General features: G+C 67.4%; 22 protein-coding genes and 6 pseudogenes. 18 read left to right on the plus strand and 10 right to left on the minus strand.

Going from position 1 to position 18,842, the window contains the following annotated elements; all coding sequences use genetic code 11:
• Nucleotides 1–12: 12 nt before the first annotated feature.
• Entirely contained in the window at nucleotides 13–1,578 is a 1,566-nt protein-coding gene (locus tag ACH4UM_RS39690) for an alpha/beta hydrolase (protein WP_398190895.1), read from the minus strand.
• Between the two features lie 265 nt (nucleotides 1,579–1,843).
• On the opposite strand from ACH4UM_RS39690, the gene ACH4UM_RS39695 reads away from it, so the two are divergent.
• Both ACH4UM_RS39695 and ACH4UM_RS39700 read left to right on the plus strand, forming a co-directional pair.
• Nucleotides 1,844–2,518, plus strand: a complete 675-nt coding sequence (locus ACH4UM_RS39695) for a response regulator transcription factor (RefSeq protein WP_398190973.1) — start codon at nucleotides 1,844–1,846, stop codon at nucleotides 2,516–2,518.
• Nucleotides 2,515–3,819 (plus strand): sensor histidine kinase, encoded by a 1,305-nt coding sequence (locus ACH4UM_RS39700; RefSeq protein ID WP_398190897.1) that lies wholly within the window; start codon nucleotides 2,515–2,517, stop codon nucleotides 3,817–3,819. Before ACH4UM_RS39695 ends, ACH4UM_RS39700 begins: the two co-directional genes overlap by 4 nt.
• A 48-nt stretch (nucleotides 3,820–3,867) precedes the next feature.
• Here the strand turns inward: ACH4UM_RS39700 and ACH4UM_RS39705 are convergent, their stop codons facing one another.
• Both ACH4UM_RS39705 and ACH4UM_RS39710 read right to left on the minus strand, forming a co-directional pair.
• Entirely contained in the window at nucleotides 3,868–4,041 is a 174-nt protein-coding gene (locus ACH4UM_RS39705) for a hypothetical protein (protein ID WP_398190981.1), read from the minus strand.
• A 122-nt stretch (nucleotides 4,042–4,163) separates the two neighbouring features.
• Nucleotides 4,164–4,271, minus strand: a pseudogene (locus ACH4UM_RS39710) (transposase); the annotation flags it as partial.
• Between ACH4UM_RS39710 and ACH4UM_RS39715 the strand changes: the two are divergent.
• Entirely contained in the window at nucleotides 4,248–4,391 is a 144-nt protein-coding gene (locus ACH4UM_RS39715; protein WP_398190983.1) for a hypothetical protein, read from the plus strand. The pseudogene ACH4UM_RS39710 and the gene ACH4UM_RS39715 sit on opposite strands and share 24 nt — an antisense overlap.
• Nucleotides 4,388–5,107 (plus strand): annotated as a pseudogene (locus tag ACH4UM_RS39720) (IS5 family transposase); the annotation flags it as partial. The gene ACH4UM_RS39715 and the pseudogene ACH4UM_RS39720, both read left to right, overlap by 4 nt.
• Nucleotides 5,108–5,135: 28 nt before the next feature.
• On the opposite strand, the gene ACH4UM_RS39725 reads toward ACH4UM_RS39720, so the two are convergent.
• A complete protein-coding gene (locus ACH4UM_RS39725) occupies nucleotides 5,136–5,681 on the minus strand; it encodes a hypothetical protein (protein WP_398190900.1) in 546 nt (181 codons plus the stop codon).
• Nucleotides 5,682–6,107: 426 nt separating this feature from the next.
• On the opposite strand from ACH4UM_RS39725, the gene ACH4UM_RS39730 reads away from it, so the two are divergent.
• Entirely contained in the window at nucleotides 6,108–6,581 is a 474-nt protein-coding gene (locus ACH4UM_RS39730) for a hypothetical protein (RefSeq protein ID WP_361125075.1), read from the plus strand.
• A gap of 164 nt (nucleotides 6,582–6,745) precedes the next feature.
• On the opposite strand, the gene ACH4UM_RS39735 is transcribed toward ACH4UM_RS39730, so the two are convergent.
• Nucleotides 6,746–7,584 (minus strand): IS5 family transposase gene (locus ACH4UM_RS39735; protein WP_398190903.1). Its coding sequence is split into 2 segments (ribosomal slippage): nucleotides 6,746–7,264 and nucleotides 7,267–7,584, totalling 837 coding nucleotides; the frame shifts between segments, so codons are not numbered across the junction.
• Nucleotides 7,585–7,713: 129 nt separating this feature from the next.
• Between ACH4UM_RS39735 and ACH4UM_RS39740 the strand changes: the two genes are divergently transcribed.
• From ACH4UM_RS39740 to ACH4UM_RS39770, 7 genes and pseudogenes are all read left to right on the plus strand, one after another.
• A complete protein-coding gene (locus ACH4UM_RS39740; RefSeq protein ID WP_398190906.1) occupies nucleotides 7,714–7,905 on the plus strand; it encodes a hypothetical protein in 192 nt (63 codons plus the stop codon).
• A gap of 21 nt (nucleotides 7,906–7,926) precedes the next feature.
• Nucleotides 7,927–8,225, plus strand: a pseudogene (locus tag ACH4UM_RS39745) (IS5/IS1182 family transposase); the annotation flags it as partial.
• Between the two features lie 290 nt (nucleotides 8,226–8,515).
• Nucleotides 8,516–9,112 carry an HAD family acid phosphatase gene (locus ACH4UM_RS39750; protein WP_398190909.1) on the plus strand — a complete coding sequence of 199 codons (597 nt, stop codon included), beginning with the start codon at nucleotides 8,516–8,518 and terminating at the stop codon, nucleotides 9,110–9,112.
• Between the two features lie 101 nt (nucleotides 9,113–9,213).
• On the plus strand, nucleotides 9,214–9,531 hold the full coding sequence (locus ACH4UM_RS39755; RefSeq protein ID WP_398190912.1) for a transposase: 318 nt from the start codon (nucleotides 9,214–9,216) through the stop codon (nucleotides 9,529–9,531).
• 39 nt (nucleotides 9,532–9,570) lie between these two features.
• Nucleotides 9,571–10,029 (plus strand): IS3 family transposase, encoded by a 459-nt coding sequence (locus ACH4UM_RS39760; protein WP_398190915.1) that lies wholly within the window; start codon nucleotides 9,571–9,573, stop codon nucleotides 10,027–10,029.
• Nucleotides 10,030–10,066: 37 nt separating this feature from the next.
• Nucleotides 10,067–10,138: pseudogene (locus ACH4UM_RS39765) on the plus strand (hypothetical protein); the annotation flags it as partial.
• A gap of 101 nt (nucleotides 10,139–10,239) precedes the next feature.
• Nucleotides 10,240–10,362, plus strand: a complete 123-nt coding sequence (locus ACH4UM_RS39770) for an IS3 family transposase (protein ID WP_398190918.1) — start codon at nucleotides 10,240–10,242, stop codon at nucleotides 10,360–10,362.
• Here the strand turns inward: ACH4UM_RS39770 and ACH4UM_RS39775 are convergent.
• From ACH4UM_RS39775 to ACH4UM_RS39785, 3 genes and pseudogenes are all read right to left on the minus strand, one after another.
• Nucleotides 10,346–11,212, minus strand: coding sequence for an IS5 family transposase (locus tag ACH4UM_RS39775; protein ID WP_398190921.1), 867 nt, complete (start codon nucleotides 11,210–11,212; stop codon nucleotides 10,346–10,348). The genes ACH4UM_RS39770 and ACH4UM_RS39775 overlap by 17 nt on opposite strands.
• A gap of 302 nt (nucleotides 11,213–11,514) precedes the next feature.
• Entirely contained in the window at nucleotides 11,515–11,955 is a 441-nt protein-coding gene (locus tag ACH4UM_RS39780) for a DUF6086 family protein (RefSeq protein ID WP_398190923.1), read from the minus strand.
• Nucleotides 11,956–12,017: 62 nt separating this feature from the next.
• Nucleotides 12,018–12,383: pseudogene (locus ACH4UM_RS39785) on the minus strand (transposase); the annotation flags it as partial.
• A 354-nt stretch (nucleotides 12,384–12,737) separates the two neighbouring features.
• Here ACH4UM_RS39785 and ACH4UM_RS39790 point away from each other — a divergent pair.
• The 3 genes from ACH4UM_RS39790 (at nucleotide 12,738) to ACH4UM_RS39800 (ending at nucleotide 14,076) form a co-directional block, all read left to right on the plus strand.
• Complete coding sequence (locus ACH4UM_RS39790) at nucleotides 12,738–12,959, plus strand: hypothetical protein (RefSeq protein WP_234519903.1); 222 nt, start codon at nucleotides 12,738–12,740, stop codon at nucleotides 12,957–12,959.
• Entirely contained in the window at nucleotides 12,959–13,333 is a 375-nt protein-coding gene (locus tag ACH4UM_RS39795; RefSeq protein WP_398190926.1) for a fic family toxin-antitoxin system, toxin component, read from the plus strand. The genes ACH4UM_RS39790 and ACH4UM_RS39795 overlap by 1 nt, the downstream gene beginning before the upstream one ends.
• A 287-nt stretch (nucleotides 13,334–13,620) precedes the next feature.
• Nucleotides 13,621–14,076, plus strand: coding sequence for a prepilin peptidase (locus ACH4UM_RS39800; RefSeq protein WP_398190929.1), 456 nt, complete (start codon nucleotides 13,621–13,623; stop codon nucleotides 14,074–14,076).
• Between the two features lie 26 nt (nucleotides 14,077–14,102).
• On the opposite strand, the pseudogene ACH4UM_RS39805 reads toward ACH4UM_RS39800, so the two are convergent.
• Nucleotides 14,103–14,765, minus strand: a pseudogene (locus ACH4UM_RS39805) (reverse transcriptase domain-containing protein); the annotation flags it as partial.
• A gap of 679 nt (nucleotides 14,766–15,444) precedes the next feature.
• Nucleotides 15,445–15,702, minus strand: coding sequence for a hypothetical protein (locus ACH4UM_RS39810; RefSeq protein WP_398190932.1), 258 nt, complete (start codon nucleotides 15,700–15,702; stop codon nucleotides 15,445–15,447).
• Here ACH4UM_RS39810 and ACH4UM_RS39815 point away from each other — a divergent pair.
• From ACH4UM_RS39815 to ACH4UM_RS39825, 3 genes are all read left to right on the plus strand, one after another.
• The gene (locus tag ACH4UM_RS39815) at nucleotides 15,679–15,876 is read left to right on the plus strand and encodes a hypothetical protein (RefSeq protein WP_398190934.1); all 198 of its coding nucleotides are present in this window, start codon (nucleotides 15,679–15,681) and stop codon (nucleotides 15,874–15,876) included. The two genes, ACH4UM_RS39810 and ACH4UM_RS39815, sit on opposite strands and share 24 nt — an antisense overlap.
• Before the next feature lie 776 nt (nucleotides 15,877–16,652).
• Nucleotides 16,653–16,940 (plus strand): hypothetical protein, encoded by a 288-nt coding sequence (locus tag ACH4UM_RS39820; protein WP_398190936.1) that lies wholly within the window; start codon nucleotides 16,653–16,655, stop codon nucleotides 16,938–16,940.
• Between the two features lie 414 nt (nucleotides 16,941–17,354).
• Nucleotides 17,355–18,836, plus strand: coding sequence for an APC family permease (locus tag ACH4UM_RS39825; RefSeq protein ID WP_398190939.1), 1,482 nt, complete (start codon nucleotides 17,355–17,357; stop codon nucleotides 18,834–18,836).
• Nucleotides 18,837–18,842 lie beyond the last annotated feature (6 nt).

Genomic DNA, 18,842 nt, shown 5'->3' on the forward strand with positions numbered 1-18,842 from the left:
CTGCAACCCCCTTTAGTAGTAGCAAGTCGTCCCCGGTCGTGGGAGCTTGAGATCGACGAGGTAGCCGTCCACCGCGTCGGTGACGCACCTGTTGCTGCGTCCGTAGGCGGTGTGGCCCAGGCCTTTGTAGGTGAGCAGCATGCCGCCCGGGAGCTGAGAGGCGAGGCTCTGCGCGTTTTCGTACGGGGTCGCAGGGTCACCGGTGGTGCCCACCACCAGGACGGGCGGTAGACCGTCGGCCTTTACCCGGTGTGGCTTGAGCGGGCCGGATGGCCAGTTCCGGCAGGTGAGCTCGGTGAGTACGTTGGAGGTGCCGTACACGCCTGACTCCTGGTGGGCACGGTCGAGGGCGTCCCAGTACGCCTGGGGGTCCTTGGGGTGTGGTGTGTCTATGCAGTCGACGGCTGTCAGGATGTCGTTGCTGTTGTCGCGCGGGGAGGCGGCGGCTGTGCTGTGGTCGGTCGCAGCCTCGGAGGCGCCCGGATCATCGTCGTTCCCGATCGCGGCCAGTTTGGTGCCGTCGCCCTCGTGGGCCGCGCTCAGAGCCTCGGAGAGGTCCTGCCACTGGGATTCCGGCGTATACATCGATGCGGTGATGGTGGCCTGCAGTGTGGCCTGATCGACCCGGTCGGTGCCGTCCTTGACGGGCAGGGGGATGCGGGCTGTTTTCGCAAACAGGTCGGCTATGAGCGTGCGGATCCCGTCCGGTGTGTCCGCGGGGCAGGCATCCTTCACCACCTGGGCGCACTTGTCGGCGTACTCGTCGACCGCCTTGCGGAAGGCCCTTCCGCTGCTCAGGGCCTGCTGGGCCCAGTCCTGCGAAGGGTCGAGGGCGCCGTCGAGGACCAGTGCGCGCACTCGCTGGGGGAACTGCTCGGCGTAGATGGTCCCCAGATAGGTGCCGTAGGACCAGCCGAGGTAGGTGAGCTGGTCTTCGCCGAGCGCGGAGCGCAGCACGTCCATGTCGCGGGCGGCGTCGAGGGTGCCTATGTGGGGCAGGATCTCGCCGCTGCGCGCCTGGCACCGCGCTGCGGTACGGGCGGCGTCCGCGAGCGCGAGCTGCCGTTCGGCGTGGGTGCGTGGATACAGCGGTTGCGGCGTGTCGGTGCTGTCCTCGTTCTGCCCGGCCCGATCTGCTGTGTCGTCCCGGGCGGTGCAGTCCAGGGCGGGTTTGCTGCCAGCGACGCCGCGCGGGTCGAATCCGACGATGTCGAAGCGTGCCTTGGCCTGTTGGCCGAAGGAGGTCACGCCTTCCGCCTTCAACACGGCCACGCCGGAGTCGCCCGGGCCTCCCGGATCGAAGACCAGCGAGCCGATCCGTCGGTCCGGGTCGGTGGCAGCGGACTTGATCACGGGAAGGGTGAAGGTCTTCCCGTTGTGGGGGTGTGCGTAGTCCATGGGGACGGTCAGCGTGGCGCACTGTAGCTCGCCGCAGCGGGTCCAAGCGAGTTTCTGCTGGTAAAAGGTGCGCAGTGCCGGCTGGTGGGCAGGCTCGGTGGCGGCCTGGGATGCCCGCACGCCTGACCAGTCCGGGGAGCAGCCGACGAGCTGCACGGCGCCCAGCGCGGTCAGGGCCAAGGCGAGGGCAACGCGCCGCCGGGGTATACGGCGCGATGCCCTCGCACCTGGGGTACCGGAGGTGCGGCCGACGGACCGCAAGGCCGACGCGATCGTGAGGCGGTCCGCAGGCTCAGCCTGGACCTCCTGCCTGCCCGAGTTCCTGCTGCTCCAGGGAAACTGCTGCACTTTTCGTTCCGCCTCTCGTCGGCCACCTGGTACGTTGCAAGACCATCGCGGAGGCACCATGAGGATTTGATGAGGGAAGCGGTTACTCTTGGCCGCTGTGCGCGTACTGGTGATCGAAGACAACGACGACCTGCGGTTCACCGTGGCCGTGGCCCTGCGCGGTGACGGTCTGGCCGTCGACGAGGTGGCGGACCTGCCCGCCGCCGACGAGGCGCTGTTCATCACCGAGTACGACTGCGCCGTCTTCGACCGGATGCTCCCCTCCGGCGACGCCCTCGACTACGTACAGAACCTGCGCCGGACCGGACGCACCGTGCCGGTGCTGTTCCTCACCGCCCGCGACCGCGTCGCCGACCGGGTCGACGGATTCGCCGCCGGGGGCGACGACTACCTGGTCAAACCGTTCGCCGCGCCCGAACTGGTCGCCCGGGTACGCAACCTGTGCCGACGGGCCGGGAACGCCAGACCGCCCATACACCGCGTCGCGGACCTGGAGATCGACACCGCCCGTCGACAGGTGCGCCGGGACGGCGTGCTGCTCTGGCTGACCGGCAAGGAGTTCGCGCTGCTGGAGGTGCTGGCGACCCGCGCAGACCAGGCGGTGCCCCGCGCCGAACTGATCGAGAAATGCTGGGACGAGATGGCCGAACCGGGCTCCAACGTTGTCGACGTCCTCGTCTCACAACTGCGCCGCAAGCTCGGCGACCCACCGCTGATCCACACCGTCCGTGGTGTCGGCTACCGACTGGCCTGTGCCGAGATCCGGCGATGAAAGCCGTTCTGGGCCGGGCCCGGCCCGCTTCCCGCCAGGCCGCAACCACGCCCGCGGCGCGGCGGGCTGGCAGACTGCGGTGGCGGCTGACCGCTCTGTTCGCCCTCACCAGTGCGGTTGGCCTGATCGGTCTGGCGGCCTTCGCCATCCACAGCGACGACGTCTCCACCCATCACCAGACCGACAGCAACCTGGAGCTGCAGGCCACCGAGGCCATGACCGGGCTCGACTATGACCAAGGCCGCCTCGACGTCAGCAGCTTGCTCGACTTCATGGAGACCGACTGCCCGCCGCTGACCGTCTTCTCCGTGAACGCGGGCAACCTCAAGGTCGTCCACGTGCCGCACCGGCCCTGCATCAAGGCCCGGATGACCGATGTCCGCGCGATAGCCTCCACCGCGGTACGGCGAGGCGATACCGCCGTGACGAACGCACACGCCAAGAACGGCCACACGCTCCGGCTCCTCGCCACGATCTTCACCGGGCCCGACGGCGACACCACAGGCGGTGTCATCGTCATGGCCGCCGACACCGCCGCCGATCAGGAGTCCCACCGAAAGCTGACGCTCCTGCTCGTCACCGGCTGCGTGGTGCTGCTCTCACTGTCCGCCGTCGCCGGCCACCTGATCTCCGGCCGTGCCATCCTCCCCACTCTGAACGCACTGCAGCAACAGGAAGCCTTCCTCGCCGACGCCGCCCACGACCTGCGCACCCCCGTCGCGTCGCTGCGCCTCCTCGCCGAAACCGCCTTGTGCGACGACACCTCACGCACCACCGCATTGGAACGCACCGTGCGCCTGGCCGCCCGCATGGGCGACCTCATCGACGGCCTGCTCACCCGCTCCCGCCTCATCGCCGGCGTCGCCACTCTCGCCCGCGAACCACTGCGCCTCGACCAACTCGTCGAAGCAGTGGTCGACGAGACCCCCACCGACGGGCACCAGATCACCGTCGACACCCGCCCTGTTGTCGTCAACGCCGACCCGGACCTGCTGCGCCGAGCCGTCACCAACCTGTTCACCAACGCGCTCACGCACGGGCACGCGGCGGGCCGGCCCGCCGAGATCGAACTCAGCGTGACCCCCGACGGCGTACTCACCATCGACGACGCGGGCCCCGGTATACCGCCCGACCTGGCCGACTCGCTCTTCGACCGCTTCCGCAGCGGCTCCGGCTCCACCGGCCTTGGCCTGTCCATCGCCTCCTGGGCCGCCCAAGCCCACGGCGGCACGCTCACCGCGACCGGCAGCCCCCTCGGCGGCGCCCGCTTCACCCTCCGACTGCCCACGTACAACAGGTAGCCTCCGCTTGGGCCTGACACGAAAATGGCTCGTGGGTGAGCCAGCTGGTCAGGCCGTGATGGGTTCGAAGCGGATGGTCAGGCCGAGGCTGTTGGCTTCCTTGAGCATGCGGCGCATGGCGCGTTCGGGGTCTCGTCGGGTGAAGTGGTCGGCGCCGAGTTCCCGGTAGTGGGTCTTGTCGTGCAGGACGTGCCAGATAGCGATGGCGAGTTTGTGCACCACGGCGACCAGGGCTCGTTTGCCGCCGCGTCGGGCGGCCAGGCGGCGGAAGAAGACGCCGAGTAGGAGTTCTTGTTCCTGATCGCGACCATGGCGGCGATTCCGAGCAGCCGTTTGAGGTTGCTGTTGCCGGGGCGGGTGCGGCCGGACCGGCTCACCCCGGCCGACTCGTTCTGGCCGGGGCAGACTCCGATCCAGGAGGCCAGGTGGTGGGCGGAAGCGAACTGGGTCATGTCGCCGCCTGTCTCGGCGATGATGATCTCAGCCCCGAGGCGGCCGATCCCGGGGACAGTGTCGGTTCGGAAATGCAGCCGATCACCCGGAACGTGTTCGCCGGTATCCGTCGGACATGACGGGTGTGGAATGGGCGGCTGTCCGGCCGCTGCTGCCGATGCCGGGCTGCATGCGTGGCCGGGGCGGGCGGCCGGAGGTGTACTGCCACCGGGCGATACTGGACGCAATCGGCTACCTCGTGGACAACGGCATCAAGTGGCAGGCGATGCCGGCGGACTTCCCTCCGTGGGACCGCGTGTACGCCTTCTTCTGCCGGTGGCGCGATCACGGCCTGGCCAGGGAGTTCCACGACAGGCTGCGTGGACACGTCCGCCGGACACTGGGCCGGGATGCGGAGCCGAGTGCGGGTGTGATCGACTCGCAGTCCGTCAAGGCGGACGCCGTCGTCGGTGCCGACAGCCGCGGCTTCGACGGCGGCAAGCTGATCAACGGGCGCAAGCGGCACGTCGTGGTCGACACGCTCGGCCTGCTGCTCGCGGTGATGGTCACCGCCGCGGACATTGGCGACCGCACCGCCGCCCAGGTCCTACTGGCACAGGTCACCGACACACACCACCGGCTGAACCTCGTCTGGGCCGACGGCGGCTACACCAGCAGCCTCGTCGAGCACTGCCTGGCCGCGCTCGCTCTGGTCCTTGCGATCGTCAAACGCAGCGACGACATGCGCGGTTTCGTGGTGCTGCCCAAGCGGTGGATCGTCGAGCGGTTCTTCGCCCAGCTGATGCGAAGCCGCCGCCTGGTCCGCGACTTCGAGCGCCGCACCGCCAGCGCCGAAGCGATGATCTACTGGTCGATGGTCCCGCTCATGACTCGCCGCCCGGCCCGGCCGCACTCGCGGCGAGCGCGAACCGGCCCGGCTGCCGCTCGGCCAGCCAGCCGCGAGCCACCAGCCGCTTCGCCTTCGGCCGCAGCGCCTCCACTTTCGCCGGCACCGCATCCAGGCCGAACAAGGCAGCCATCTCCTGGCACGTCAGAGGTCCTTGATGGAGCCGACGCCGGTCCTCGAGTGCCCGCAGGATGCGCTGGTATTCCTCCGACAGCACCGACGATGCCAACCCCTCGCGCCACACCGGCACCTGTGACTTCGGCTTCGCGGCCCTCGGCGCCGCCGATGCCTCCTCGCGCTGTCCTTCTGCCGATGCCGTCCGCTCGGCCTGGCCCTGCTGATCGGCCTCGTCCTCGGGGGCCAGTACCTCACCGACCCGCGAGCGGGCGATCACCCACTCCTTCCAGTCCCGCTCGGCCACGGCCAGCTCGGCCTGGACGCGGTCGGCCTCCTCCCGCAGCTCGTCCACACGACGACGGGCACCGAGCTCGCGCTGTTCCAGCAACCCCACGACCGACGGCATTCACGACCTCCCCAGAAGCGACAAGCACGACAGGCCACCCCTCCCACAGAATAACGCGCCCTATGCCTGACCAGCGAGAACGCCGCCCTCAGGTACGGAACGACAACAGCCTCTAAGAGCTCGTAACACGATCTTGGTCGTGTCGTCGAGGCATCGCGTTCGTCGGATCCATGCTTGGCCGCTCTGGCGAGCTGCCAAGCTGCGGACTGGCCCTGGAGGCCGGCGCTCTCTGGCGGCCTGATTGTCTCTTGGCGATGCAGCTCGGGCTTCCGATACGTTCTGTGGCATAAGTGGCAGCTTCGACGTAGCGCCTCCTCTCGGACCTTCAGGAGTCGTCAGCGGGTTTTCCCCATTCTTCAGGCGTAGGCGGTGGTGTTCGGGGATCCTGTTGAGGTACCTCTGAAAACCACTGTAAGGAGACCCCCAGTGCGCCGCCCGACCCGGAAAGCTTTCGCCGCCCTCGTCGCCGCAGCCGGCCTCGCCCTCCCCCTCCTCACCCCCACACCCGCCTCGGCTGCCACCGCCACCAGCCGCTTCGCGAACTACCGCTACGGTGACTGCCTGCGCGAGACCTCCGAAACCGGCCTCAAGGGCGACCGCTGCACCACCGGACGCGGCAGCCTCCTGTGGCAGTGGAACGGCCGCCTCAACACCAGCACCACTCTTAAGAACAACTTCTGGGGCCGCTGCCTCGACAGCAATGACCGGGGCGACGTCTACCCCCTGCGCTGTAACGGCGGCTCATACCAGAAGTGGCGCACCGTCCAGCCCGCCGCCCGCAGCGCCATCATGCTCCAGAGCGTCGGCACGGGCCGCTGCCTCTACCAGCAGGACAACGGCTACTACCGCACTGCCCGCTGCGACCGAGGCGCCCAGAACCAGCGCTTCACCATCGGCTGAACGGATCTCCCGACCGCTTCAAGATGGTTCTCTGCCCCGGGCAAGCTGCTGCGCGAAGATGGCCTGGGCGTCCACAGTTGGCTTCACGTCCGGGGCCAGACCCGCGCCGATTTGGATGCGATCTGCGCCGCCGTTCCTGGGCGGTGGTCCCTGGATATACCGAGTCACTCAGCTCCGAGCCGCTGCCCTTCTGATCTGCTGCGGACCTTCTTGAGGCGTCTCCAGCAGATGAGGCCGCAGGCGAGGGAGACGAGAGCGTCGTGCAGGTCGAGGCGCCGTTCCCAGCGGACAGCCAGGCGCTTGAAGTGGTGCAGGAGCGAGAAGGTCTGCTCGACGACGTAGCGGAGCTTGCCCAGGCCCTTGATGTTGGGGGCGCCCTTGCGGGAGATCACCGGCAGGATCCGGCGCTTGCGCAGCTCGCGCCGGTTGGGGTTGCTGTCGTAGCCCTTGTCGCCCAGAAGCGCGTCGGGGCGCCTACGCGGCCGGCCGGGCTTTCCGGCCACGGGCGGGATGCCGTCGACCAGCGCCAGGGTCTGAGTGACGTCGTTGACGTTGGCCGCGGTGGTGATGACCTTGAACGGGGTGCCCTTCCCGTCGCAGATCAGATGGTGTTTACTGCCCGCCTTCCCGCGGTCGACCGGTGACGGGCCGGTCGCCTTGCCCCCTTTTCCGCGCGGATGTGGGAGGCATCCACGCAGGCCCGGGTCCAGTCCAGGGCGTCGGCCGCGTGCAACTCGGCGAGCAGGATGCCGTGCAGCGTCTCGAAGACGCCGGCTTCATGCCACCGACCTAGCCGGCGCCAGCACGTCTGTCCGGAGCCGAACCCCAGCTCCAGCGGCAGCAGTTGCCAACTGACGTCGTTGTAGAGCACGTACAGGATGCCCTGCAGGCACCGCCGGTCATCCACCGGCCTCGGGCCGGGAGCCTTCCGCGGCCACGGCGGCAGCAACGGCTCGATCAGCTCCCACAGTTCATCCTCTACGATCCACGGCCGATTCCCCACACCTCACGAACGGCGGAATCGTCGTACCGGTCACGCCCGACCAGCACCCATGCACAAGATCGTGTTACGAGTTCTAAGGAGAATTTCGCGAAGACGATGCGGCGCCCGTCCGACGAAGAGAAGACGGACGTGATCCGCAGCCTTTCCGCTGCTCCGCTCCCCAGCCCGTGGCTTCTGCCCACCACGACCGGCAAGGGCGGCTTCTACAAGCTGACCGACTTCGGCATCAACGGCGCATTCCACCTGGACTCCGTGGGGCTCCGTTGCTCGCGTTTCACTTCCTCGACCGCGACTCGACAACGACCGGAGATCGTTGACTAACCGGCCTTGGGGAAAGACCCCTACTCGTCCCGCGCCAACCGCCCCTACCTAAGGAAACGCAACATCAAGGCAGTCGTTTCGGAGAAGAAGGACCAAGCAGCCAACCGGAAGAAGAAAGGTAGCCGGGGCGGCCGGCCCGCAAACCACCACGCCGGTCTCTCTACAAGGAGCGGAACACCGTCGAGTGCCTGATCAACAAGCTGAAGGCCTGGCGGGACGTCGCGACTCGTTGCGACAAGACGCCCGATAGCTATCTTGCTGGCCTCCGCCTCCGCGCCTCGATGATGTGGATCAACGACCCCTTGAAGACAACCGGTTAATTACAACATCACACAGGCCCTGGTCGGGCTCCTGCCGTGCCCCGGGACGACCTGCGGCTGCAGAGGCCGGGTGGCGGGGGCGCTTCCGTCATGTCCCGGAATGAATCGCGAACAGGATTATTCGCAAAGGGAATAGACGGCTTCCTGCACACCATCCGTGGTGAACATTTGGAGCCGGTTCCGCGTATTGCGTGGCAGTCGCTCCTTCAGGAACAGCCTTGGGAGCACACGGCGGTACTCGATCCCGGAGGTTTCGGATGAAACACGTAAAGAAGAGGAACCCACGCCTCGTGGGAACGTTCGCCGCCGTCGGCGGCCTGATCATCGCAGGCACGGTGGTGTCTGGGGCCTTCGCCAGTCAGTCAACCGGGGCACAGCCCGGTAACCAGCCGGAGGTCGTGGACGCCGCCCTGCCCAGCAAGGCCCAGTGGCTGAGGGACGTCTCCGCCGCCATCGCGCCCGCCCAGGACTTCCTTGCGCAGCGCCTGCGCGACAGTGGTGAGGATGTCGCGATCGTGCTGGACATCGACAACACCTCGCTGGCAACCGACTTCGACGATGAGAAGCCGATCGAGGCCACCCTCAGCCTTGCGCGGTTCGCACACGACAACGGAGCCTTTGTCATGTTCGTCACCAACCGGAAGGAGTCCGGGCGCGAGGAGACCGCTTCACAGTTGGAGGATGCTGGGTTCCCGGTCGACGGCCTGTGCATGCGGCAGCCGGATGACCACTCGTCCAAGGCAACCATGAAGACCAACTGCCGTAGCTCCATCGAGCGCGAGGGCCACACGATTGTCGCGAACATCGGAAACCGGACCACCGACCTGGAGGGCGGGCACGCCGAGCGCACCTTCAAGCTTCCGGACTACGACGGCCAACTGCAGTAGCAGAGTCGGCGGTCGAGAGCGGTCTACGCCCGCGCAGGGCTGGGGGCGCCTGACCTTCCCCTCGTAGCGTGGAGGTATGACTGAAGGCGAAGTCGAGGGTCATGGCCGGGAAGCGACGGTCGTACGATGCGACGTTCCGTGAGGGCGCGGTACGGATCGCGCTGGAGACCGGGAAGCCGGCTGCGGAGGTCGCGCGGGACCTGGGCGTGCATGAGGGCACGCTGCAGACCCGGGTCCACTGGGCCAAGGTCTGCTCAGATGCCGAGGCCGCGGGCGGTCTGAACGAGTCCGTACGCGACGAACTGCGCAGGCTGCGCGAGGAGAACAAGCAACTACGCAAGGAGAACAGCGAGATCGGGATGGAGCGCGAAGTCCTCAAGTGTTCCGTGGTCCTCTGGGTGAAGGAGGCGACGAAGTGACGCTTGCGGGCTTCATCGCCGGCTGGCAGACCGAGCACTGTGTCCCGCACAACGTTGCCTGCCGGGCTCCTGGGGTGTCGGAGTCCTGGTTCTACAAGCGGCGATGCCGCCCGTCGGAGCCGACGAAACGCGCGGTCAGGCACGCTGGCCGAGCGGATCACTCACTTCTTCAACGCCTCAGGGCGGACCTACGGCTCACCGCGGATCACGCTGGATCTGTGGGCCGAGGGCCGGCAGGTCTCGGTGAGCACCGTCGCGCAGATCATGGCCGAGCTCGGGCTCCAGGGCCGCAAGCCCCCGCACGGCCGCAAGAGCCTGACCCGGCCCGGCAAGCGGAAGGCGGCCCGTGACCTGGTGCGCCGCCGCTTCGACGCGATCGCTCCGGACGTCTTGTGGTGGGGCGACATGACCGAGGTCGAAACGGGCGAGGGCAAGCTCCACCTCGCCTCCGTTCACGATGCGTTCTCGCGCCGGGCGCTTGGGCTACGCGATGGGTGAGAGGCACGATGCGTCCCTGGTCGGTGCCGCGTTGCAGATGGCCGCCGCGACACGCGGCGGCACCGCGGACGGCGTGATCTTCCACTCGGACCGCGGGTCGGAATATACGAGTGAGGCCTACAACAGCCTGTGCGCCCACCTGGGCGTGGTGCAGTCCATGGGACGCGGGGCTCGGCACTGGACAATGCGGCCGCGGAGTCGTTCCACAGCGTGCTCAAGGTCGAGTACCTCCACCGGCACCGCTTCACCACCCGCGCCGAGGCCCGCCTGAAGATCGCTACATGGATCGTGGACTTCTACAACACGCGCCGCCGGCTCAGCCCACGCTCCTAACGCGGCCCCCGCAACTACCTGGCCTTTCTCGGACTCGCCGCAGCCATGTGTGGCGGGCCATCAGGTCGGTCATGGCAAGGTGGATCATGGCTTCGGAACGGTGTGGATGGGTTTCGTAGTCGCGGGCCAGGCGGCGGTGCAGCATCAGCCAGCCGTAGGTCCGCTCCACTGCCCACCGTTTCGGGATCGGGGTGAATCCCCTGGTCCCGGCGGCGCGTTGGACGATTTCCAGGTCAATGCCGAGGGCGGCGGCGTGCTCGACGAAGTGTTTGCGGTAGCCGCCGTCGACCCAGACCTTGCGTAGGCCGGGATGGTTGGCGGCGGCCTGGTCCAGGAGGGTTTGCCCGGCGGTGGCGTCCTGGACGCCGGCCGCGGTGACCAGCACCGCCGGCAGAAGGCCAAGGGTGTCGGTAATGATGCTGCGTTTGCGGCCCACGATCTTCTTGCCCGCGTCGATACCCTGGCTCCTGGCGGGGACACTGGTAGAAGTCTTGACGCTCTGCGCGTCGATCACGCAGGCCGAGGGCTCGGGGCTCTTCCCTTCCTGCTGGCGCACCAGCTCCCTCAGCAGACCGTTGAGCTGGGCGAAGACACCGTCCCTTTGCCACCTGGCGAAGTAGCCATAGACGCTCTGATGCGGCGGGAAGTCGTGCGGGAGATAGGCCCACTGGCAGCCGGTGCGATCCACGTAGAGGATCGCGTTCATGATCTCGCGCAGGTGATGCCTCGGTGGCCGGCCGAAGTCCAGAGCCCGGCCGCGACGCTCGAAGCGCCACGCTGACAGTACCGGCTCAATCAACTCCCAGCGGGCATCGGACAGATCACTCGGATACGCACGACGTTCCGTCATGACCTGGGCGTACCGCCGCCCGGGGGCGTGCGCCCAGGCGTGCACCCCGCCGCGTCGAAGCACGGAACAGACCCGGGTGTCCTGGGCTGAGACAGGCGCAAGCAGACCTCCGCCCCATCCGTCACACCGCCAGCCGCACCAAGCAGAACCGCCACCACAGCCTCACCAGCAGCACATCGACAGCCAGAACAAACTAACCCAGAAAACCGCACTCAAGATGAAAACGACCTCTTAGACACCGTTTCTTTTGGTGGACTGCATCGGTGGGCCAGCGATCCGTTTGTCGTGCCCGGTTGCTCTGGTCAGCGAGGCATACGCTGCCCGAGCTCCCGTGCCTTCTCGCTCAGTCCCGCGCCCCAGGCCCGCCCATCGGCAGGAGCGGACATCCCTGTGACGGCGGAAATCTGCACATCTTCGAGTGCGTCATCCGGGTCAGACCCGAACTGTGCCCAGTCCACCCTGATCCCGGCGCGCTCTGCGAGAACCAGCACGGTGGCGATGAACCCCTCGGAGAGCGCAAGCACTATGGCATGGCTCGTTCTTCGGTGCTGCGCCAGTAGGGCATTGACGAAGATCTCGAAGGCAGCCAGGTCGATCTGGCACTCGTCGTTCTCCATCGGCCCGATGCCCGACGAGAGCTCCAGCTCCGCCTCGAAGACAGCCACTTGGCGTTGGAACAGACGGGAAGCTCCATTGGATGGGTTCCACAGGGTCTCGTCGCCCATATCGAAGTACTGGCTCATCACGACACCTTTCGGGTGGTCATGGCAGGTGAGCGTATCCAGCCGGATCGCCGTCGCCGCCGTTACGTCCTGGCCAGAGGCCGGTGACAGATGAGGGGGGCGGCTATGCCGACGAAGGCGAGGAAGTGCTCAGGCTTGCGTTCGTAGCGACGGTGAAGCCGACGGCAGCCGACCAGCCAGGACAGCGTCCGCTCGACGACCCAACGGTGCCTGCCCAGCCGCTGCGATGAATCGATACCCTTGCGGGCGATGCGGTGGCGGATGCCCCGTTCGCGTAGCCATCGGCGCAGGTGGTCGTAGTCGTATCCCTTGTCACCATGCAGCTTGGCAGGGCGGCGCCTACGGGGCCCGCGTCGGGAGCGGATCGGCGGAATGCCGCTTACGAGCGGCTTGAGCGCCTGGCTGTCATGAAGGTTGGCAGCGGAGATGCCGACGCCGACCCCGGCTGTGAGGAGCCGACGACAGCCGCGGATCACATCCAGGCCGAACACCCTGAGGGCAAGCGCGATTTGGATCAACCACGCTGCAGCGTCGTGTCGTGCTGCACGTGTTCTCCCCTGTACTTGAGCATTCCGTGTGTCGGCCCCCTGGGCAACCAGAGGCGACAGCCACCTCCACCCATGAAGCGTTCCTGGCGACCGAAACGTGCAGCTGAGCAGCAAGAAATATTACGTTCAGTAGTGATCCGATTGCGCCTGGTTCAATCATTGACCATGGCAGTCCCGGGATCTCGCTTCCGATATCCACTCCCACGCGGCGCCCGGCGCGGCTACCGTGGGGACATGGCGAAGGAGATCCGCATCAAGGTCGACGACGAGACGTACGAGGAGCTGCAGCGGCGCGCCGCCGACGGCCACGAGGACCCAGATCAGTACGCGAGCCGGCGGCTGACCGACGACCTTGCGCGCACCCGGTTCCTCGAGGGTGCGAGGGCCTTCGTCGAGGAGCACGGGCAGGCCTTCGCCGATCGCTTCGGGACCGGCCCCAGCAGCCACGCCGCCTGATGGCGCCCGTTGTGCTCATCGACGAGCGATGGCTGCTTGATATCGCGCAGAACCTCGTGCCCGGCGACCCCGACGTCACCGACTACGGGGCGCTGGCCGCCGCCGTCGCCCGCCACCGACACGAGGTCATGGGCACCCTGGTCTACCCGGCCTCGCACCACCGAGCCGCCGCCCTCCTGCACGCCCTCGCACGGATTCCTGCCCTCGAGCACTCGAACGAGCTGTTCGCCGCGCAGGTCGCCTACGCCTATCTCCACGCCAGCGGCATCCAGGTCAAGGTCGGCAGCCAAGAGGCGATCGCGTTGGTCATCGACGCCGTCGAGGGACGCCGCGACGTGCGCCAAGTCGCCGATGCGCTGAAGAACTGGGGCTGATCAGCCAAGACGGCCCAGAGGAGCGGCCCTCAGGCAGCTGAGCCCAAGCTCCCGCAGTCGGAGACCATCCTGATCATCACGGCCGCTGTGCTGTGGGGCTGCGGCACGGGCGTGCTCATACCGCGTCCGGCGTACCAGTTCTCCGTGCCGCCCGGGCAACCGTGGCGGTCGGCGTGCCTGGCCAGCCATCCCCTCATCGGCATTGGAGGCGGCTGGCTGGGGCGTGCTCGCTACGCCGCCGGGGACACCTACGGGCGAGCACACTCTCCGTCGCCTCCGCCACGGGCGTGGCCTGCGCCCTGCTGGCGGCCGCCACCGGGGCCCGCCCCGAGCTGGTGGTCTGGCTGCTGCTCGCCGCGGCCGCCGTACTGCTCGCCACCGTCGACCTCGCGGCACACCGACTGCCCGACGCACTCACCCTGCCGCTCGCCGCGGCCGCGCTCCTCCTGCTCGGCGTCGCCACGGTGCTGCCCAAGGCCAGCGGCAGCTGGACGTCCACGCTGCTCGGCTCTCTCATCCTGGGCACCTGCTACTTCGCGCTCTTCCTGATCAGCAAGGGCTTCGGATTCGGCGACGTCAAGCTCGCCCTCGTCCTGGGCACTGCCCTGGGCTGGTACGGCTGGGCGACCGTCATCGACCTTATGCTCGCGGGCCGGTCCGACCGTACGAGCAGGATCCTGTTCGGCCCGTTCCTGCTCGCCGGGACGCTGGCCGGTGTGCTCCTGGGCTCCCACGCCCGTTGAATAACGGGCTCGCAACGCAGATCGGTGGCCTTGAGAAACGCTTTGACCAGCCGCAGCACGCGCTTGTCCTTGACTCGCGCTCGCACCCGGTCCATCAGGGCCGTGTGGTCGATCGAGTCAAAGCACGCCGCGATGTCCGCGTCCAGGACCCAGCGGTAGCCGTGGGGGCCAGAGAAGTGGATCTCGGCGATCGCGTCGTGTGCCCGCCGCAAGGGCCGGAAGCCGTAGGAGACCGGCTTGAAGTCGGCCTCGAAGATCGGCTCCAGCACCAGCTTGAGGGCTGCCTGGACCACGCGGTCGGTGATGGTCGGAATGCCTAGGCTTCTGACCTTGCCCGAGCCGCCCGGTTTGGGGACCTTGCGCTCGCGTACCGGCAGCGGGCGGAACTCACCCGTTTTCAGTACGTGGCGAAGGTCCTCCAGGAACCCGTAGGAGCCAATCTCGTGCTCGACGTTGACGACGTTGACGCCATCGACCCCGGGCGTTTTGGCCCCTTTGTTTCCCGCGACCCGTTCGAACGCCACCAGTAGCGTCGCCGGGTCGCACACGAGGTTGAACAGATCGTCGAACCTGCGGCCTTCGTCGGCCGCCGCCCAACGGTGAAGTTTGGCCTGCATCCCCGATACCCGCTGGTGACACCCCATCGGGGCCTCCGGTGCACCGCTGTTCAGCGGCGCGTCTTTCGGCATTGCAGCCTCCTTCCCTTCTCGATTCCGCTGCCGCCCTTCCCCATGTGCCGGGCTCTCCCCGGCTCGGAATACTACGGCGGCTCCGCCCCCTCCCGGCCCGATCGGCCGACGGTGGGCCCAGCCTGCGACCGCGCTGGAGGCGTTATCCCAGGTCAGGACCGGAACGGTTCCCGTGTTCACGTGTCGTTCGATCGACGGAGTAGGAGCCCGGCTATACCCCCGCGGCATCGCCACGACTACCCCGCAGCACTTCGTCGTGGCCTCCCCGGACGGCACATAGCAATCGCCCGGAAAGTTCCCCACCCCCAAAGCAAGACAGGGACGCACCGCATCCAGCCCAGATCCGCCAGGTTCGAGCTGGAGACGAGTAAGGAGGCGTCAACGCCGGTTCCTCGCGTACCCCTTTCCGTCTCGCTTGCCGGACCCGCACCATCTGGCAGTGCTGATACGTCCCGGCTTTGTCAGGGCCGCTTGCCACCCTTCCCGGCACCTCCCGGGTCGGGCTGCCCTCAGCTTCAACCACCCTGCTGCGACAGGGCGGCGGTGGCGTCCTTTCACCGCCACTCGAACAACTCGCGTTTCACGGCGCACCTTTGGTTCTCGTCACACAGTTCCAACGGCCGCCGGGGGCATTCCGGTTACGCCCGAGTCGCCCCGCTCCGGGCGGTAGCATCCCCGGTCACAGGCGGGTGGTGAACCGGCAGTCAGGCAGTTTCCGCAGCCAGCCGCGGTCGGCCGGTCTGACCAGTTTTCCGCGCAGTGGTTCCAGCTTGGCCCGCACGCTGACGTCCACTCCCAGCATCCCGCCGACCCGCCGGGCCATGACCGCCCCGGCGGCCTGTCGCACGGCGGCAAGGATGCGCTGGTAGTCGGACGGGGGCGTGGCCTCCTCCACACTCACCTCGCCGCCGGGATGCGCGAGTACGCGGACGAACACGACTGGCTCACCATCGTGCAACTGCACTTCTGTGCCTCGGATTTGAGTCCGGTGGAGGGCATCTGGTCGCTGTTACGGCGTGGCTCGCCGGACAACACCGCCTTCACCGACGACGACCATCTCGAACGCACCTCCGCCGGGGCCTGCGCCATATCCCACTCCATCCCGACCTGATCGATGGCTGTCTTGCCGGCACCGGACTCACCCTCACCCGCCACCGGACAACAATCCGGAGAGATCAGTAGCGGTGGTTTCTTGACGGCGGGTCTGTGCGGGAACAGACCGAGAGGGGAGGCGTCAACTACGTCCTGGACAGCCCGAGATGACGAAACGGCTGCCGTGTCCGCCTGCGCCCGGTCCGCTGGGAGCGTATGCCATCCGGTTCGGTGATCTCTTCGAGACGCTGGCCCAGCGACGTGGGTTTCGTGAGTACCTGGCCGGACTGCTGCTGCCCCGCGATCGCAACAAGCCACTGACCTGCATGGTCGAGCAGGTACGGCCACCGGCCCCTGCTGGGTGGAGAGTCTCGCCTGGACTCGCTGGCCGTCCTGGTCCGCGTACAGCGACTCGCGGTCGCTCGGGGCCGCCGTCCAGGGCCTCGACGCCGACCGTCCGCGTCACCTGACGCGCTCGGTGGTCCCCGCGGATGCCTGAGTCCATGGCCCACCTGATAGCGCCCGATGTCGGGGGCACCAGTATCAAGGCGGCCCTGCTGGACACCGCCGACCGGCCTTGCCGTGGCGGTCAGCCATGACGTCTTGGAATGGCCGAGACACGGCGTGCCGGATAAGCAGATCATTTGGTCGACAGCGCCGCGACATCGGGCGGGCACTCGCTGCGACTGCCTCAGGACCTTTGCGGCCGGCCGCGATCGGAGCGCAGGGCGCATACGGCCCGAACGTGCCCTGCGCAGCGGGATCTTCGAACCGGTACCCGTGGGAGGGACGGCTATGAAACTGGCAAGGCACGGCACGGCGGGAGACGAAAGGCCCCTGATATCCGGAGCCGACGGAACGTGGCACGAGATGGGCCCGGTGCTCGCCGACCTGACGCCTGACACACTCACCGCCCGGTCCTGGGACAGCGTCAACCTCTACGCGTTGCGGGTGGTCGAGACACCCGGGCGTTTCGTGCCCCGCCTGAGCGGAAACGGGAAGATCATCTGCGTAGCGCTCAACCACCCAGAGCACGCGAGGAAGACGGGCCCAGACAACATGGCCCTCATACCCTGCCGCTGAGTGAAGACCGACTACAAGCCGAACTCGCCGTCGCCATCGGCCGCGAGGCGCGCAACTGCCCGACGAGGTCGCCGCCGCAAGCAGGGCTGGCCACGCGATCAACAAGGACAATAGTGAACACGTTTACTCCCGCGCCGAGGACGAACTGTACCGCGCGGTTACCCACCAGTTCGCCTTGAAAGCTCGATGAGCGCCGCTGTCATCCCTGTCACCGAGCGCGACTGTCTGTGGATCACAACGACCGCGCCAGGTTGACGACGAGCATTCCGCCTCCTACCCGGAGCCCCGGCCTTGAGCCCAAGGCAGGTTCGTCCGACCTGCGAATGACGGCAACTCCCCACCCCCCGAACGACGGCAACGCTGTAAGCGCATGCGCGCCCATGCATCGTCCAAAGCGGAAAGCAGCACACCCTTATGAGCAACAGCAGGGGCAGAGGGCTCCAGGCTAACGTCCTCGGTACTTTCGACACGGTTGTGATGGCGGTCGCGGGCAGCGCCCCCGCGTACACGCTGGCGGCGACCACCACTGTCCTGGTCGGCACGGTGGGCCTCGCCAGCCCCGCGGCACTGCTGTATTGCGCGATACCCATGCTGGGCATCGCGCTCGCGTTCAGCTACCTCAGCCGCATCGATGTGAACGCCGGCGCCAGCTATTCCTGGGTCGGCCGCACACTCCACCCCTTCCTGGGCTTCGTCAGCGGCTGGTCCCTGGTGATCTCCGCGACAATCTTCATGGTCGCCGGTTCACTGCCCGCCGGTTCTATGACGCTGTCTCTCTTCGACAAAGGGCTCGCCAACGACACCGCCTTGGCCACCGCGGTTGGCGCCGCCTGGTTCCTGATCATGCTCTTCGTGGTGCTCGGTGGCGCCCGGCTCACGGTCCGCGCGCAGCTTGTGATGTCAGGGGTGGAACTGGCCATCCTGGCGGTCTTCGCCGTCGGTGCACTACTGCACAGCCCCCACGCGCGGCCCTTCGACTGGTCATGGCTCGGCTTCAGCCACTTCGACGGGGTGAGGGGCTTCGCCTCCGGCGCGCTCATCGCCGCGTTCTACTACTGGGGCTGGGACGTCACCAGCAACCTCAGTGAGGAGACCCGCAACAGCCGCCGTACGACCGGCCTGTCCGGCCTGGTCGGACTGGGGATCATCTTCCTGCTGTTCGAGGTGTTCACCATCGCGGTGAACCTCATCCTGAGCTCCCACCAGATCCAGGACAGCGGCACCAACGTGCTGGCCGTACTCGGCGAGGAAATCTGGCCGGGCTGGGGCGGCGAACTGCTCATCATCTCCGTGATGCTGTCCACCATCGCCACACTGGAGACCACACTCATCCAGGTCACGCGCACGCTGTTCGCGATGGGCCGCGACCGCACGATGTCGAGCGCGATGGGCCGGGTGCACCACAGATGGAACACCCCATGGGTCGCCATCGCCGTGGTCGGCGCCGTGGCACTGGTTTTGTTCGTGGCCTCCAACTCCCTCGGCTCGGTCGGCGACATCCTCGCCAAGGCCATTTCCGCGATCGGCCTGCAGATTGCCGTGTACTACGGACTGACCGGCCTCGCGGTCGTCGTTGCCTACCGCAAGATGTTGCTGAAGTCCCCGGCCAACTTCCTCTTCGGCGGGCTGTGGCCGCTGCTCGGCGCCCTGTTCATGTTCTGGATCTTCATCGAGTCGCTCGGCCAGCTGGACGGTGCCACCGTCGCGATCGGTGTCGGCGGGCTCGCCGCCGGACTCGTCCCGATGCTCTGGTACTGGAAGCAGGGCAGCGACTACTACCAGCCCGCGAAACTGGACGCCGCCCGAGCCATCGAGACCGATTACGTACCCGACAGCCACGTAACCGCGTTCGATGAGCTGTCCGGCACTTACGAGGGTCTCTCGACCGACTTCTGAGAGGGC

Source organism: Streptomyces sp. NPDC020801 (genome assembly GCF_044334385.1).
Classification (GTDB): Bacteria; Actinomycetota; Actinomycetes; order Streptomycetales; family Streptomycetaceae; genus Streptomyces.

Coding starts and splice junctions, on each gene's coding strand:
- ACH4UM_RS39700 (WP_398190897.1), top strand. CDS start 2,515: ATGAAAGCCGTTCTGGGCCGGGCCCGGCCCGCTTCCCGCCAGGCCGCA.
- ACH4UM_RS39725 (WP_398190900.1), bottom strand. CDS start 5,681: ATGCCGTCGGTCGTGGGGTTGCTGGAACAGCGCGAGCTCGGTGCCCGT.
- ACH4UM_RS39755 (WP_398190912.1), top strand. CDS start 9,214: ATGGCCGGGAAGCGACGGTCGTACGATGCGACGTTCCGTGAGGGCGCG.
- ACH4UM_RS39775 (WP_398190921.1), bottom strand. CDS start 11,212: ATGACGGAACGTCGTGCGTATCCGAGTGATCTGTCCGATGCCCGCTGG.
- ACH4UM_RS39780 (WP_398190923.1), bottom strand. CDS start 11,955: ATGAGCCAGTACTTCGATATGGGCGACGAGACCCTGTGGAACCCATCC.
- ACH4UM_RS39790 (WP_234519903.1), top strand. CDS start 12,738: ATGGCGAAGGAGATCCGCATCAAGGTCGACGACGAGACGTACGAGGAG.
- ACH4UM_RS39795 (WP_398190926.1), top strand. CDS start 12,959: ATGGCGCCCGTTGTGCTCATCGACGAGCGATGGCTGCTTGATATCGCG.
- ACH4UM_RS39815 (WP_398190934.1), top strand. CDS start 15,679: ATGCGCGAGTACGCGGACGAACACGACTGGCTCACCATCGTGCAACTG.
- ACH4UM_RS39820 (WP_398190936.1), top strand. CDS start 16,653: ATGAAACTGGCAAGGCACGGCACGGCGGGAGACGAAAGGCCCCTGATA.
- ACH4UM_RS39825 (WP_398190939.1), top strand. CDS start 17,355: ATGAGCAACAGCAGGGGCAGAGGGCTCCAGGCTAACGTCCTCGGTACT.